We start from the raw sequence: 15330 nt of genomic DNA, 5'->3' as shown, positions 1-15330 counted from the left end.
CGATGAGTGCACCCATCAAGGAGACGTCCGCCATCCCCGCCCAGCGAGGCGTGCACAAGGTGCCCGCGCACACCGGCGACGAGCGCGGTGAGGGCGTCGTGCTGAACGTCTTCTCGCACGGCTTCCTCGCCCTGTGGGCCCTGCTGATCGTGCTGCCGCTGCTGTGGCTGGTACTCAGTTCCTTCAAGACCGACGCCCAGATCGGCGGCTCCGCCTTCGGCTGGCCGCAGCACTGGTCCCTGGACGTCTTCGGCCGCGCCTGGGACAAGGGCATCGGCGACTACTTCCTGAACACCGTCATCGTGCTGGTCTTCTCCGTGCCGCTGACGATGCTCCTCGGCTCCATGGCGGCGTACGTGCTGGCCCGCTACCGCTTCTGGGGCAACCGGCTGCTGTACTACTTCTTCGTCGCCGGCGCGATGTTCCCCGTGTTCCTGGCTCTGGTCCCGCTGTTCTTCATGGTGAAGCGGCTGGACATGCTCAACACCTACCAGGGACTGGTCCTGGTGTACGTCGCCTACTCGCTGCCGTTCACCGTCTTCTTCATGCACGCCTTCTTCCGGACCCTGCCCACGGCGGTGTTCGAGGCGGCCATCCTGGACGGTGCCTCGCACAGCCGGACCTTCTTCCAGGTCATGCTGCCGATGGCCAAGCCGGGCCTGCTCAGCGTCGGCATCTTCAACACGCTCGGTCAGTGGAACCAGTTCATCCTCCCGACCGTGCTGATGCAGCCGCAGAGCGGCGACGACCCCGAGCGGTACGTCCTCACCCAGGGCCTGATCCAGCTGCAACAGCAGCAGGGGTATGCCACCGACCTCCCGGTGCTGTTCGCCGGCGTCACCATCGCCATGGTCCCGATGCTCGTGGTGTACCTGTCGTTCCAGCGCCAGGTACAGGCGGGTCTCACCTCGGCGACCCTCAAATAGGGCATACCGGGCTGGCCCGGGTCTCTGCCGCCGCCGCGGCGTCCCGCCCTCGTCACAGCGCTCCGCAGTCGCCCGTACGCGCGCCGTTCCCGGATCGGGGACGGCGCGTTGCGGTGTGTGCACCCTCGCGGAAACCGTTCAACCTCTTGACGGGAGGCAACCCGAACAGCTCAGCTTAGAGTTCACTAGTTGGACATAGACGGGGTCTCACCGAAGCGGCCCCGCGCGCGCAGGAGGTCGTCGTGGAGACTCCGGGGTCGCAGTCGTCGCTGCACCGAGCCAACCTGGAGCGGGTCGTACGCGCCGTGCGACTGGCGGGATCGCTCACCCAGGCGGAGATCGCCAGGGCCACCGGCCTGTCGGCGGCCACGGTCTCCAATATCGTCCGAGAACTGAAGGGCGGGGGAACGGTCGAGGTCACACCCACCTCGGCGGGCGGGCGGCGGGCCCGCAGCGTGTCGCTGAGCGGGGACGCCGGCATCGTGATCGGAGTGGACTTCGGGCATACGCACCTACGGGTGGCCATCGGCAACCTGGCCCACCAGGTGCTGGCCGAGGAGTCCGAACCGCTGGACGTCGACGCCTCCGCCCGGGAAGGCTTCGACCGAGCGGAAGAGCTGGTCAGCCGCTTGATCGTAGCAACCGGGGTGGACCGTTCGAAGATCGCCGGGGTGGGTCTCGGTGTGCCCGGTCCGATCGACGTCGAGTCCGGCACCCTGGGGTCGACCGCGATCCTGCCCGGCTGGGGCGGTACCAAGCCCGCCGAGGAGCTGCGGGAACGCCTGGGCGTGCCCGTCCACGTGGACAACGACGCCAATCTGGGAGCCCTGGGCGAGATGGTCTGGGGGGCCGGGCGGGGCGTGCGTGATCTTGCTTACATCAAGGTCGCGAGCGGTGTCGGCGCGGGTCTGGTGATCGAGGGGAAGATCTACCGGGGACCCGGCGGAACCGCCGGAGAAATCGGACATATTACACTCGATGAATCCGGCCCGGTCTGCCGCTGTGGAAACCGGGGCTGCCTGGAGACGTTCGCGGCCGCGCGCTATGTGCTGCCGCTCCTCCAGCCCAGTCACGGCACCGACCTGACGATGGAAGGCGTCGTGCGACTGGCCAGGGACGGAGACCCGGGCTGTCGTCGGGTGATCGCCGACGTAGGCCGCCACATCGGCATGGGAGTGGCCAACCTGTGCAACCTTCTGAACCCGAGCAGGGTGGTCCTGGGTGGTGATCTCGCCGAGGCCGGTGAGCTGGTGCTCGGGCCGATCAGGGAGTCCGTCGGCCGCTATGCGATCCCCAGCGCGGCGCGCCAGCTCTCCGTTCTCCCCGGGGCGCTCGGGGGCCGTGCAGAAGTGCTCGGGGCGCTTGCTCTCGCGCTCAGCGAGATGGGCGATTCGACGCTTTTGGATGGAAGCGGGGCCGGTGCCCTTCCAGTTGTGGCACCTGCCTTCACTTAGAGAACGGATGGCACCGTTGCCAACCCGTTAAGGATTTACTTCTTGACGTCGCACGTGTGGCCGAGTTGACTTCCAGCCACCTCGGCCGCAACGACGCGGCCTCGTCAGGGAGGTTTCTGAAGTGAACAAGCGAATGCGTCGTGCTGCCGTTGCCGTTGCCGCTGGTGCGATGGCCGTCTCGCTCGCCGCCTGCGGCAGCGCCAAGGAGTCCGGCGACAAGGCACAGTCGTCCGGGGGCGCCACCGACAAGGGTGACGCGATCAAGGTCGGTCTGCTGCTGCCGGAGAACCAGACCGCGCGGTACGAGAAGTTCGACCGCCCGCTGATCGAGAAGCAGATCAAGGCGCTGACGAACAACAAGGGCGAGATCGTCTACGCCAACGCCAAGCAGGACGCCACCGTCCAGGCCCAGCAGGTCGAGACCATGATCACCAACAAGGTCGACGTGCTGATCGTGGACTCGGTGGACGCCAAGGCGATCGCCACCTCGGTGAAGAAGGCCAAGGACGCCGGTATCCCGGTCGTCGCCTACGACCGCCTCGCCGAGGGCCCGATCGACGCCTACACCTCGTTCGACAACGAGCAGGTCGGCAAGGCGCAGGGCGAGGCGCTCCTCAAGGCCCTGGGCGACAAGGCCAAGAGCGGCAAGATCGTCATGATGAACGGGTCCATCACGGACCCGAACGCCGCCCTGTTCAAGAAGGGCGCCCACTCCGTCCTCGACGGCAAGGTGAACGTCGGCAAGGAGTACGACACCAAGGAGTGGAAGCCGGAGAACGCCAACAAGAACATGGAGGGCGCGATCTCCGCCCTCGGCAAGGACAACATCGTCGGTGTGTACTCCGCCAACGACGGCATGGCGGGCGGCATCATCACCGCCCTCAAGGCCGGCGGCTTCGCCACGCTGCCGCCCGTCACCGGCCAGGACGCCGAACTCGCCGGTGTGCAGCGCATCGTCGCCGGTGAGCAGTACATGAGCGTCTACAAGCCGTACGCTCCCGAGGCCGAGGCCGCCGCGAAGATGGCCGTCGCCCTCGCCCACGGCCAGTCCCTGGACTCCGTCGCCAAGGACTCGGTGGACAGCCCGACCACCAAGGGCGTCCCCTCGGTCCTCGTCCCGGTCGTCTCGCTGACCCAGGACAACATCAAGGACACCGTCGTCAAGGACGGCGTCTACACGGTCGCCGAGATCTGCACCGCCAAGTACAAGGCGGCCTGCGACAAGATCGGCCTCAACTAGACCGGGACCCCGTCGGGGTGCGGGACCTCCCACCGGAGCCCGCACCCCACGTCAGGGACCCGCTCCGCAAAGCTCCTCCGGCGCCCCGCCGTCATCAGCCCCGCAAGCTCCAGCGGGGCGCCGGACGGAACCCCCCATCCATGCTTCTGCACAACCCTTCCGCCGGGTCAGGCGGCGAAGGAGATGGTTCACGTGTCCGCTACGCCCGTGCTGGCGTTGCGCGGGGTCTCCAAGCGGTTCGGTGCCGTCCAGGCGCTCACCGACGTCGAGCTTGAGGTCCACGCCGGTGAGGTGGTCGCCCTGGTGGGCGACAACGGCGCCGGAAAGTCCACGCTGGTCAAGACGATCGCCGGCGTGCATCCCATCGATGAGGGCGCCATCGAGTGGGAGGGCAAGGCAGTATCGATCAACAAGCCCCACGACGCCCAGCACCTGGGCATCGCGACCGTCTACCAGGACCTCGCGCTGTGCGACAACATCGACGTCGTCGGCAACCTGTTCCTGGGCCGGGAGCTGCGCCGTCGCGGCGTCCTGGACGAGGTGGAGATGGAGCGCCGCTCGCGCGAGCTGCTCGACACCCTGTCGATCCGCATTCCCAGCGTCCGTATCCCGATCGCCTCGCTCTCCGGCGGGCAGCGCCAGACCGTGGCCATCGCCCGTTCCATGCTCGGCGAGCCCAAGCTGGTCATCCTCGACGAGCCCACGGCCGCCCTCGGCGTGGAGCAGACCGCCCAGGTCCTGGACCTGGTGGAGCGGCTGCGTGAGCGTGGACACGCCGTGATTCTCATCAGCCACAACATGGCCGACGTCAAGGCCGTCGCGGACAAGGTCGCCGTGCTGCGGCTGGGCCGCAACAACGGCGTCTTCGAGGTCAAGACGACCTCCCAGGAGGAGATCATCTCCGCCATCACGGGCGCCACCGACAACGCCGTGACCCGCCGTGCGGCGCGCACCAACGGGGAGGCTCAGCAGTGAGCACCGACAAGACCTCCGCCACCGCCGACAAGCACATCGTCGAGAACCCCGACGCCGCCGCCGGCTCCGACACGGCCGTCGACCCCCGCCTCCTCGTGCGGGAGCAGGGACTGGCCGGCTACCTCAACGAGTTCAAGCGGAAGATCCGCGGCGGTGACCTCGGGTCCATCCCGGTCGTCATCGGCCTCGTCGTGATCTGCATCACGTTCCAGAGCCTGAACTCGGCGTTCCTGTCCGCGAAGAACCTCAACGACATCTCGGTCGCCATGGTCGCGACCGGCATGATGTCGGTCGGCATCATCTTCGTCCTGCTGCTCGGTGAGATCGACCTGTCGGTCGGCTCCGTCAGCGGTGTCGCCGGGGCGATCTTCGCGGTGCTCGCCGTCACACACGGCATGAACGAGTGGCTGGCCCTGGCCATCGCCATCGTCAGCGGCGCGGCCATCGGCGCCCTGCACGGCTTCTTCTTCGCCAGAATCGGAGCACCAGCCTTCGCGGTCACCCTGGCCGGCCTGCTGTTCTGGAACGGCTTCATGCTCCACCTACTGGGGCAGAACGGCACCATCAACCTGGACAGCGACGGCGTGGTCGGCAAGCTGACCACGTACTACTTCTCCGACGTCGCGGCCGCCTACGGCCTGGCCGGGGTCGCCGTGGTGCTCTACTTCGTCACCGCGTTCCTGGACGGCCGGCGCCGCGACGCCGCAGGCGTGCCGTCCCGGCCGCTCAGCGAGATCGTGCTCCGCACGGCCCTGCTGGCCGTCGTCGCCTTCGCCGCGGCGGTCATGTTCAACCAGTACAAGGGCCTGCCCCTGGCGCTGCTGCTGTTCCTGGTCGTGCTCGTGAGCATGGACTTCCTGGTGCGCCGCACGCCGTACGGCCGCAAGGTGTTCGCGCTCGGCGGCAGCGTCGAGGCGTCCCGCCGTGCCGGTATCAACGTGGTCGCGGTCCGCGTCTCGGTCTTCGCCCTGGCCGGTCTGTTCGCCTCGGTCGGCGGCCTGTTCTGGGCTTCCAAGATCGCGGCTGCCAACCAGAGCGCCGGCTCGGGCGACCTGCTGATGAACGTCATCGCGGCGGCCGTCATCGGCGGCACCAGCCTCTTCGGCGGTCGCGGCCGGATCTGGAACGCCCTGCTCGGTGTCATGGTGATCACCTCGATCCAGTACGGGCTGGCCCTGGAGGGCACCGGCGCCCCCATCCAGTACATGATCACCGGAGCCGTGCTGCTGGCCACCGTGCTCATCGACTCGGTCACCCGCAAGACCCAGCGGACCGCGGGCCGCGCCTGACGCCCGCAGTCCCGGCCGCCGCGCGCCCCGCGCGGCGGCCACGGCCCGTGCCCGGCACCGACGGCGGTGCCGGGCACAGCCCTGTCACGGGGGCGCTGCCGTCGGGGCGCGGAGAAGGGCGTCCCCGGGTACGGCCGAACGCGTGACGTACGACGCAGAGGCCGCGCACCGCCGGCAGAGACGGAACATTAGACTCGACAAGCCCGGCAACAGCTCGAACAGCTTGACTTCAAGGAGGCACGGGTGCCGCTGCTGACCCGCATCAGGGGACCGCGCGATCTGGACCGGCTCAGCCTGGAGGAGCTGGACCAGCTGGCAGGGGAGATCCGCACCTTCCTCGTCGACGCAGTCTCCAAGACCGGCGGCCACCTCGGCCCCAACCTCGGCGTGGTCGAGCTCACCATCGCCCTCCACCGCGTCTTCGACTCGCCCCGGGACAAGGTGCTGTGGGACACCGGCCACCAGTCGTACGTGCACAAACTGCTGACCGGACGGCAGGACTTCTCCCGGCTGAAGATGAAGGGCGGCCTGTCCGGCTACCCCTCGCAGGCGGAGTCCGAGCACGACGTCATCGAGAACAGCCACGCCTCCACCGTCCTCGGCTGGGCCGACGGCATCGCCAAGGCCAACCAGATCCTCGACCGCGACAGCCACGTCGTCGCCGTCATCGGTGACGGCGCGCTGACCGGCGGCATGGCCTGGGAGGCGCTCAACAACATCGCCGCCGCCAAGGACCGCCCGCTGGTCATCGTCGTCAACGACAACGAGCGCTCCTACGCGCCGACCATCGGCGGCCTCGCCGACCACCTCGCGACCCTGCGCACCACCGACGGCTACGAGCGCTTCCTGGCCCGCACCAAGGAGGTCCTGGAGCGCACCCCGGTCGTCGGCAGGCCGCTCTACGAGACCCTGCACGGCGCGAAGAAGGGACTGAAGGACTTCATCGCCCCGCAGGGCATGTTCGAGGACCTGGGCCTGAAGTACGTCGGCCCGATCGACGGTCACGACATCGAGGCCCTGGAGTCGGCGCTGACGCGCGCCAAGCGCTTCGGCGGCCCGGTCATCGTCCACTGCCTCACCGAGAAGGGCCGCGGCTACCAGCCCGCCCTCCAGGACGAGGCCGACCGCTTCCACGCCGTCGGCAAGATCCACCCCGACACCGGGCTGCCGATCGCGACCTCCGGCGCCGACTGGACGTCCGTGTTCGGCGACGAGATGGTCGCGCTCGGCCGGGAGCGCGCGGACATCGTCGCCATCACCGCCGCCATGCTCCAGCCGGTCGGCCTCGACAAGTTCGCCAAGGCCTTCCCCGAGCGGGTCTACGACGTCGGCATCGCCGAGCAGCACGGCGCCGTGTCGGCGGCCGGCCTGGCCGCCGGGGGCGTGCACCCGGTCTTCGCCGTCTACGCCACCTTCCTCAACCGCGCCTTCGACCAGGTCCTCATGGACGTCGCCCTGCACAGGTGCGGGGTGACCTTCGTCCTGGACCGCGCCGGCGTCACCGGCACCGACGGCGCCTCCCACAACGGCATGTGGGACATGTCGATCCTCCAGGTCGTGCCGGGCCTCAGGCTGGCCGCCCCCCGCGACGCCGAGCAGGTCCGCGCCCAGTTGCGCGAGGCCGTCCAGGTCGACGACGCGCCGACGGTCGTCCGCTTCTCCAAGGGCGCCGTCGGCCCCGCCGTGCCCGCCGTGGGCCGGGTGGGCGGCATGGACGTGCTGCGCGAGCCCGGCACCGACCGCCCCGACGTCCTCCTGGTCTCGGTCGGGGCGCTGGCGCCGATGTGCCTGGAGATCGCCGACCTGCTCGACAAGCAGGGCATCTCCACGACCGTCGTCGACCCCCGCTGGGTCAAGCCCGTTGACGAGGCCATGGCCCCGCTCGCCGAACGGCACCGGGTCGTGGTCACCGTGGAGGACAACTCCCGCGTGGGCGGCGTCGGCTCGGCCGTCGCCCAGGCCCTGCGGGACGCCGGCGTCGACGTGCCGCTGCGCGACTTCGGCATCCCGCCGCGCTTCCTCGACCACGCCTCCCGTGCCGAGATCCTCGCCGAGATCGGCCTGACCGCCCCGGACATCGCCCGCCAGGTCACCGGCCTGGTCGCGAAGCTCGACGGACGGTACGCGCGCACCCCCGCCGAGGTGGAGCCCGCGCGGGACTAGGGCCTGCCGCGGCACCAGCTTGATCTCCGGCGTTCGACGCCGAAGGTTGAAGATCACACCGGAACGCCTCCCCGATCGGCGTCCGAATGGGCCGGTTTCACCCCCGCGAGAGTGGTGAAACCGGCCCATTCGCGTGAAAGGGTGCGCGCCAGGGCATATGCGACGGCCCTCCTCTCGATCATGTCGAGGACGACACAGCGTGGGAGGTCTCCGTGAGCAGCACCCTCTTCCGAACGAAGAAGGTCGAGCAGTCCATCCTCGACACCGAGGCGCCAGAGCACGCGCTCAGGAAATCCTTGTCCGCGCTGGACCTGACCGTCTTCGGTGTCGGTGTCATCATCGGCACCGGCATCTTCGTCCTCACCGGTACGGTCGCGAAGAACAACGCCGGCCCCGCGGTCGCGCTGGCCTTCGTGGTCTCCGGTGTCGTCTGCGCGCTCGCCGCGCTCTGCTACGCCGAGTTCGCCTCCACCGTTCCGGTGGCCGGCTCCGCGTACACCTTCTCCTACGCCTCCCTCGGCGAACTGCCCGCCTGGATCATCGGCTGGGACCTGGTCCTGGAGTTCGCCCTCGGCACGGCGGTGGTCGCCGTCGGCTGGTCCGGTTACATCGCCTCACTGCTGGACCACGCCGGCTGGCACCTGCCCGCCGCCCTCGGCTCCCGGGACGGCGCCGAGGGCTTCGGCTTCGACATCCTGGCGGCGGGCCTCGTGCTGTTCCTCACCGCCGTCCTGGTGATCGGCACCAAGCTGTCCGCACGCGTCACCTCGATCGTCGTGGCCATCAAGGTGATCGTCGTGCTCACCGTGATCATCGCGGGCGCCTTCCTGATCGACAGCAGCAACTACGACCCGTTCGTCCCGAAGGCGCAGGAGGTGCCGGCCAGCGACAGTCTCAAGGCGCCCCTCATCCAGCTGATGTTCGGCTGGACGCCCTCCAACTTCGGCGTGATGGGCATCTTCACCGCCGCCTCCGTCGTCTTCTTCGCCTTCATCGGCTTCGACGTCGTCGCCACCGCGGCCGAGGAGACCAGGAACCCGCAGCGCGACATGCCGCGCGGCATCCTCGGATCGCTGTTCATCTGCACGGTGCTGTACGTCGCCGTGTCCATCGTCGTCACCGGCATGCAGCACTACACCGACCTGTCCGTGTCCGCCCCGCTCGCCGACGCGTTCAAGGCCAACGGATACCCGTGGTTCTCGGGCTTCATCAGCTTCGGCGCCGCGGTCGGCCTGACCACCGTGTGCATGATCCTGCTCCTGGGCCAGACCCGGGTGTTCTTCGCGATGAGCCGCGACGGCCTGCTGCCGCGCTTCTTCTCCCAGGTCCACCCCCGCTTCAGGACCCCGCACCGGCCCACCGTGCTGCTCGGCGTGCTCATCGCGGTGCTCGCCGGCTTCACCCCGCTCAGCGAACTCGCCGAGCTGGTGAACATCGGCACCCTGTTCGCGTTCGTGGTGGTCGCCATCGGTGTGATCATCCTGCGGCGCACCCGTCCCGACCTGCACCGCGCCTTCCGCACACCCTGGGTGCCGGTCATCCCGGTCCTGTCGGTGTGCGCCTCGCTGTGGCTGATGCTCAACCTGCCCGCCGAGACCTGGCTCCGCTTCGCGATCTGGATGCTCATCGGCTTCCTCGTGTACTTTCTCTACGGCCGTTCCCACAGCCGCCTGGCCCGTCAGGAACAGACCGCCGGGGCCGACCGCCCCTGAGGCGTCCGGGCGGCGCTCCCCGGCAGGTCACCGACGGACCGCACCAGCGGGTCCCGGTCGCAGGCTCCCCGTTCCCAGTGCTGCAACAGGCGACCTTCGCACCGTCGCGGCGCCCGGCACACACTCCCGCCGCACCGGCCGAAAGCCCGAGTACGCCCAGTACGAGGACTTCCGGCCGGCACCCCGGGAGCACGCACCGGACGCCGCTCCCCGCCGGGCGAACGTCGTCTGCCGCGGCACTAGGCCGACGGGCGCACCGCCCGCGGCCCCGTGACCCGCGCGCCCAGCTCGGACACCCGCCGCCGCAGTTCCCGGTCCGCGGTGACGACGAGAGCCGGGCGCCCCGCGGCACCCGCGACCAGCTCGACCACCTGGTCGTCGCCGCTGCCGGGCGCCTCCTCGACCCGCACACCGGGGACCGGCTCCACGCCGCGGGCCGAGCCCTCGACCACCAGGACGATCTCCACCGGACCCGTGTGCCCGGGCAGTCCGCCGGCCGCCAGCCGGTCCCGAAGCCGCCGCGCCGCCCCCTGCCGGTCCCGCCACCAGCCGTCGGGTACGGAACCGACGACGTTCGCGGCGTCGACGATCACGAGAAGGGGGCTGCTGTCGTCCATGGGGCAAGCCTCGCACGCCGTTGCGTGCCCTCGTGCCGCTCACCGCCCTCGCGCCCCCACCCTCGTGCCGATGCCCGTCGGGTCCCCGGTGCCGCCCGGGGGAGGCGGCCGGACGGCTGCCCCGGGTGCGGCGGCACAGGTGGCGACGGAATAAAGTGATCCGGTGAACGGCGAGTGGCTCATACGCGGCAGAGACGGCCGCCTCAGTGTCTATCAGCTCTCCGGCGAGGCCGTGCTGTGCCGGGCCGAGCGGGTACCCGGCGGGCCCTGGGGCGACCCGCGCAGGATCGGCGGGGACCAGCGCCTGCATCCCGTCCTGGCGGTCGGCCAGGGCACTGACGCCTACGGGCACCTGGTCTCCTGGCGTCCCACGGTGCCCGGCGAGTCCGGCCTGGTGCACTCCACGCACTTCCGGCCCCTGCTGGCCCCCCTGGACTGGGAACCCATCGGCCACCCGAACGGCAAGGGCGACCGCACCGGGGATCCCGCCCTCGCCGTCGACGGCGAGGGCCGCGCCCATGTCTTCGTCCGCAACGGCGGTGGCGGGCTGAGCATGCGGGCCCAGTCGGCGAAGGGCGGCTGGGAACCGTGGCGTGACCTCAAGGGCCGGGACATCCAGGGCCCGCCCGCCGCGGTGGCGGGCGGGGACGGCCGGGTCGAGGTGTACGCGGCCGTCCCCGGCGGCCTCGTGCACTGGAGGCAGCAGGAGCCCGAGGGGCCGTTCGCGGTGGAGGAGGCCGTGGAGATCGTGGCCCGCCCGGGCACGTTGCGTGCCGTGGCCACCTCCGAGGAGCACACCACCCTGTTCTTCGTCGACGAGGACGGCCGGCTGTGCGCCTGGCGCTGCGGGGCCAAGCCCGTCGCCCTGCTCGCCGCGGCCGGCCCCGGCCCGGTCGCAGCCGTCCGCTGTGAAGTCGACGGCCACGACTGCACGGTGCTCGCCCAGCGTTCGGCCGCGGGCCGGGTCGCCTTGGCCGTCTACCCGAGCGAACAGGAACTGGAGGGGGCCCGGTGGAGCGAGTCCGGCCCCGAACTGCCCACCGACGCCGAGGTCTCCCTCGCCCTGGACTCCGACGGCCGTCTCGCCGCGGTGGCCCTGTCGCCGTCGACCGGCCGACTGCAGCTCACCGTCCGCACGGACGAGCCGGGCCTGGCCCTGGCACCGTGGCGGACGATGTGACGCCGCGGCACTGAGCCGCGCCGGCGCCGCCACCGGACCGGTCCACCGGCCGCGGGGCACGACGGAGAGGGCCCCCGCACGTCTCACAGCTTCGTGCGGGGGCCCTCTTCACGTCCGTGATCCGGCCATGCCGGTCACGCGGGTCGCGACGGTCACGCCGGAACCGAGGCGACCCCGGTCTCCAGGAACCTCTTGCCGTTGACCCGCTCGGAGACGCCCGCACGGTCCAGGTACGGCGTGATGCCGCCCAGGTGGAAGGGCCAGCCGGCGCCGGTGATGAGGCAGAGGTCGATGTCCTGCGCCTCGGCGACGACACCCTCGTCGAGCATGAGCCCGATCTCCTGGGCCACGGCGTCCAGGACGCGGTCGCGGACCTGCTCCTCGGTCAGGACGGTCCCGCCCTGCTTCAGCAGCGCGGCGACCTCCGGGTCCAGCTCGGGCTTGCCGCTGTCGTAGACGTAGAAGCCGCGCTTGCCCGCCTCGACGACCGCCTTCAGGTTCGGGGAGACCGTGAAGCGGTCCGGGAACGCCCGGTTGAGCGTCTCGGAGACGTGCAGTCCGATGGCCGGGCCGACGAGCTCCAGCAGGACCAGCGGGGACATCGGCAGGCCCAGGGGCTCGATCGCCTTCTCCGCGACCTCGACCGGCGTGCCCTCGTCGATGACGTTCTGGATCTCGCCCATGAAGCGGGTGAGGATGCGGTTCACCACGAACGCCGGGGCGTCCTTGACCAGAACCGCCGTCTTCTTCAGCTTCTTGGCGACGGCGAACGCGGTCGCCAGGGAGGCGTCGTCCGTCGTCTCGCCGCGGACGATCTCCAGCAGGGGAAGGATCGCCACGGGGTTGAAGAAGTGGAAGCCGACGACCCGCTCGGGGTGCTTCAGCTTCGACGCCATCTCCGTCACCGACAGGGAGGAGGTGTTCGTCGCCAGGATCGCGTGCGCGGGCGCGACCGCCTCGACCTCCGCGAACACCTTCTGCTTGACGCTCATCTCCTCGAACACGGCCTCGATCACGAAGTCCGCGTCCGCGAAGCCCTCGGCCTTGTCCAGGACACCGGTGACCAGCGCCTTCAGTCGGTTGGCCTTGTCCTGGTTCACGCGGCCCTTGGCGAGCAGCTTGTCGATCTCGGCGTGGACGTAGCCCACGCCCTTGTCGACGCGCTCCTGGTCGATGTCCGTGAGGACGACCGGGACCTCCAGGCGGCGCAGGAAGAGCAGGGCGAGCTGCGAGGCCATCAGGCCCGCGCCCACGACGCCCACCTTGGTCACCGGACGGGCCAGGTTCTTGTCCGGGGCCCCCGCGGGGCGCTTGCCGCGCTTCTGCACGAGGTTGAACGCGTAGATGCCGGCGCGCAGTTCGCCACCCATGATCAGGTCGGCGAGCGCCCTGTCCTCGGCGTCGAAGCCCTGCTCCAGGTCGCCGTTCCTGGCGGCGGCGATGATGTCGAGGGCGCGGTAGGCGGCCGGGGCCGCACCGTGCACCTTGCCGTCGGCGATGAAGCGGCCCCTGGCGACGGCCTGGTCCCAGGCCTCGCCGCGGTCGATCACCGGGCGCTCGACCACGACGTCGCCCTTGAGGACCTGCGCGGTCCAGATCAGTGACTGCTCCAGGAAGTCCGCGCCTTCGAAGAGGGCGTCGGCGATGCCGAGTTCGAAGACCTGGCGGCCCTTGAGCTGCTTGTTCTGGTTGAGGCTGTTCTCGATGACGACCGAGACGGCCCTGTCGGCACCGATCAGGTTCGGCAGCAGGGTGCAGCCGCCCCAGCCGGGGACGAGACCGAGGAACACCTCGGGCAGCGAGAACGCCGGGACGGCCTTCGACACCGTGCGGTAGGTGCAGTGCAGGCCGACCTCTACACCGCCGCCCATGGCCGCGCCGTTGTAGTAGGCGAACGTCGGGACCTCCAGGCCCGAGAGCCGCTTGAAGACGTCGTGGCCGCCCTTGCCGACGGCGTAGGCGTGGTCCCACTCCTTCAGCAGCTCGACACCCTTGAGGTCGGCGCCTACTGCGAAGATGAACGGCTTGCCGGTGATGCCGACGCCGACGATCCCGCCCTCGGAGGCCTCCTTCTCCACCTGGTCGACGGCGGTGTTGAGGTTCGCCAGCGACTGCGGGCCGAAGGTGGTCGGCTTGGTGTGGTCGTGGCCGTTGTCCAGGGTGATCAGGGCGAAGCGCCCGGCACCCAGCGGCAGGTCGAAGTGGCGTACGTGCGCCTGAGTGACGACCTCGTCCGGGAAGAGCTCGGCCGCGCCCTTCAGGAGTTCAGCGGTGGTGCTCACTTGTCGCCTCCGTCGAAGTACGGGTTCTCCCAGATGACCGTCGCGCCCATGCCGAAGCCGACGCACATGGTGGTCAGGCCGTAGCGGACGTGCGGCTGCTCCTCGAACTGGCGGGCCAGCTGCGTCATCAGCCGGACGCCGGAGGACGCCAGCGGGTGGCCGAACGCGATGGCGCCGCCGTACTGGTTGACGCGCGCGTCGTCGTCGGCGATGCCGTAGTGGTCGAGGAAGGCCAGGACCTGGACGGCGAAGGCCTCGTTGATCTCGAACAGGCCGATGTCGGAGATGGACAGGCCCGCCTTGGCCAGCGCCTTCTCCGTCGCCGGGATCGGGCCGTAGCCCATGACCTCGGGCTCCACGCCGGCGAAGGCGTAGGAGACCAGGCGCATCTTGACGGGCAGGCCGTGCTCGCGGGCGAAGTCCCCGCTCGCGATGATCGAGGCGGTGGCGCCGTCGTTCAGGCCGGCCGCGTTGCCCGCGGTGACCCGGCCGTGCACACGGAACGGGGTCTTCAGGCTCTGCAGGTTCTCCAGGGTGGTGCCCGGGCGCATCGGCTCGTCCGCCGTGACCAGGCCCCAGCCCGTCTCGCCGGCCTCGGGGTCGGTGCGGCGTACCGAGATCGGCACCAGGTCCTGCTGGATCTGGCCGCCCGCGTAGGCCTTGGCGGCCTTCTCCTGCGAGCGCACCGCGTACTCGTCGGCGCGCAGCTTGGTGATGTGCGGGTAGCGGTCGTGCAGGTTCTCGGCGGTCATGCCCATGAACAGCGCCGACTCGTCGACCAGCTTCTCGGAGACGAAGCGCGGGTTCGGGTCCACGCCCTCGCCCATCGGGTGGCGGCCCATGTGCTCCACGCCACCGGCGATGACGGCGTCGTAGGCGCCGAACGCGATGGAGCCCGCCGTCGTCGTCACGGCCGTCAGGGCGCCGGCGCACATGCGGTCGATGGAGTAGCCGGGGACCGACTGGGGGAGCCCGGCGAGGATGCCGGCCGTGCGGCCCAGCGTCAGGCCCTGGTCGCCGATCTGGGTGGTCGCGGCGATGGCGACCTCGTCGATCTTCTGGGGATCGAGCCCGGGGTTGCGGCGCAGCAGCTCCCGGATCGCCTTCACGACGAGGTCGTCGGCGCGGGTCTCGTGGTAGATGCCCTTCGGGCCCGCCTTGCCGAACGGGGTGCGGACGCCGTCGACGAAGACGACGTCCCTGACGGTACGAGGCACGATGGCTCTCCTCCAGGGTGCGGGATGGCACTGCCGCGGCACGCTGAGCGTGCGCTCAGGCCCATGCTACTCGCGGGTAATGTTGCTGCCCAGTCCCGGAGGCCCAAGCGGCGAAGGTCACACTCTTGGCGGAGCCGCCGGTGTCTCCGCGGCAGCGGTCACCACCGTGGAGGCACCGGCGACGGCAGCCGACACGGCCGCGGGCCGGTCCGGTCAACGGCCTTTGGCCCTGGGGGCCGGCGAACGCGTCCGCCGTCCCGGCAGGGGAACCACCG

11 protein-coding genes are annotated in these 15330 nt (G+C 70.2%); 8 read left to right on the top strand and 3 right to left on the bottom strand.

The features are described from left to right. Positions 1 to 2 precede the first annotated feature (2 nt). The 7 genes from I3F54_RS00540 (at position 3) to I3F54_RS00510 (ending at position 9759) form a co-directional block, all read left to right on the top strand. Positions 3 to 926 (top strand): carbohydrate ABC transporter permease, encoded by a 924-nt coding sequence (locus tag I3F54_RS00540; protein ID WP_240116446.1) that lies wholly within the window; start codon positions 3 to 5, stop codon positions 924 to 926. A 242-nt stretch (positions 927 to 1168) separates the two neighbouring features. After that, positions 1169 to 2380 carry an ROK family transcriptional regulator gene (locus I3F54_RS00535; RefSeq protein WP_240116445.1) on the top strand — a complete coding sequence of 404 codons (1212 nt, stop codon included), beginning with the start codon at positions 1169 to 1171 and terminating at the stop codon, positions 2378 to 2380. Between the two features lie 133 nt (positions 2381 to 2513). Then, on the top strand, positions 2514 to 3620 hold the full coding sequence (locus I3F54_RS00530; protein ID WP_240116741.1) for a substrate-binding domain-containing protein: 1107 nt from the start codon (positions 2514 to 2516) through the stop codon (positions 3618 to 3620). Positions 3621 to 3803: 183 nt separating this feature from the next. Next, positions 3804 to 4595: an ATP-binding cassette domain-containing protein gene (locus tag I3F54_RS00525; protein WP_240116444.1), complete on the top strand. Its 792-nt coding sequence runs from the start codon at positions 3804 to 3806 to the stop codon at positions 4593 to 4595. Beyond that, a complete protein-coding gene (locus I3F54_RS00520) occupies positions 4592 to 5884 on the top strand; it encodes a sugar ABC transporter permease (RefSeq protein WP_240116443.1) in 1293 nt (430 codons plus the stop codon). The genes I3F54_RS00525 and I3F54_RS00520 overlap by 4 nt, the downstream gene beginning before the upstream one ends. Positions 5885 to 6127: 243 nt before the next feature. Beyond that, a complete protein-coding gene (gene dxs, locus I3F54_RS00515; RefSeq protein ID WP_240116442.1) occupies positions 6128 to 8047 on the top strand; it encodes a 1-deoxy-D-xylulose-5-phosphate synthase in 1920 nt (639 codons plus the stop codon). Positions 8048 to 8259: 212 nt separating this feature from the next. Then, on the top strand, positions 8260 to 9759 hold the full coding sequence (locus I3F54_RS00510) for an amino acid permease (RefSeq protein ID WP_240116441.1): 1500 nt from the start codon (positions 8260 to 8262) through the stop codon (positions 9757 to 9759). A gap of 239 nt (positions 9760 to 9998) precedes the next feature. On the opposite strand, the gene I3F54_RS00505 is transcribed toward I3F54_RS00510, so the two are convergent. Beyond that, positions 9999 to 10376, bottom strand: coding sequence for an NTP pyrophosphohydrolase (locus tag I3F54_RS00505; RefSeq protein ID WP_240116440.1), 378 nt, complete (start codon positions 10374 to 10376; stop codon positions 9999 to 10001). 163 nt (positions 10377 to 10539) lie between these two features. Between I3F54_RS00505 and I3F54_RS00500 the strand changes: the two genes are divergently transcribed. Next, positions 10540 to 11556 carry a hypothetical protein gene (locus I3F54_RS00500; protein WP_240116439.1) on the top strand — a complete coding sequence of 339 codons (1017 nt, stop codon included), beginning with the start codon at positions 10540 to 10542 and terminating at the stop codon, positions 11554 to 11556. Between the two features lie 152 nt (positions 11557 to 11708). Here I3F54_RS00500 and I3F54_RS00495 read toward each other — a convergent pair whose 3' ends face one another. Both I3F54_RS00495 and I3F54_RS00490 read right to left on the bottom strand, forming a co-directional pair. Beyond that, positions 11709 to 13838 carry a 3-hydroxyacyl-CoA dehydrogenase NAD-binding domain-containing protein gene (locus I3F54_RS00495; protein WP_240116438.1) on the bottom strand — a complete coding sequence of 710 codons (2130 nt, stop codon included), beginning with the start codon at positions 13836 to 13838 and terminating at the stop codon, positions 11709 to 11711. Beyond that, positions 13835 to 15055, bottom strand: coding sequence for an acetyl-CoA C-acyltransferase (locus I3F54_RS00490; protein WP_240116437.1), 1221 nt, complete (start codon positions 15053 to 15055; stop codon positions 13835 to 13837). The genes I3F54_RS00495 and I3F54_RS00490 overlap by 4 nt, the downstream gene beginning before the upstream one ends. Positions 15056 to 15330 lie beyond the last annotated feature (275 nt).

Origin of the sequence: Streptomyces sp. MUM 2J, from assembly GCF_022414535.1 — a bacterium.
In the GTDB taxonomy this organism is placed as follows: domain Bacteria; phylum Actinomycetota; class Actinomycetes; order Streptomycetales; family Streptomycetaceae; genus Streptomyces.
The sequence above is the reverse complement of the archived record's forward strand: the minus strand, read 5'-3'. Positions and strand labels throughout refer to the sequence as shown.

Bases quoted from the DNA above. Each gene is read 5' to 3' on its own strand.
- I3F54_RS00530 (WP_240116741.1), top strand. From the start codon at position 2,514: ATGCGTCGTGCTGCCGTTGCCGTTGCCGCTGGTGCGATGGCCGTCTCG.
- I3F54_RS00525 (WP_240116444.1), top strand. From the start codon at position 3,804: ATGGTTCACGTGTCCGCTACGCCCGTGCTGGCGTTGCGCGGGGTCTCC.
- I3F54_RS00540 (WP_240116446.1), top strand. From the start codon at position 3: ATGAGTGCACCCATCAAGGAGACGTCCGCCATCCCCGCCCAGCGAGGC.
- I3F54_RS00505 (WP_240116440.1), bottom strand. From the start codon at position 10,376: ATGGACGACAGCAGCCCCCTTCTCGTGATCGTCGACGCCGCGAACGTC.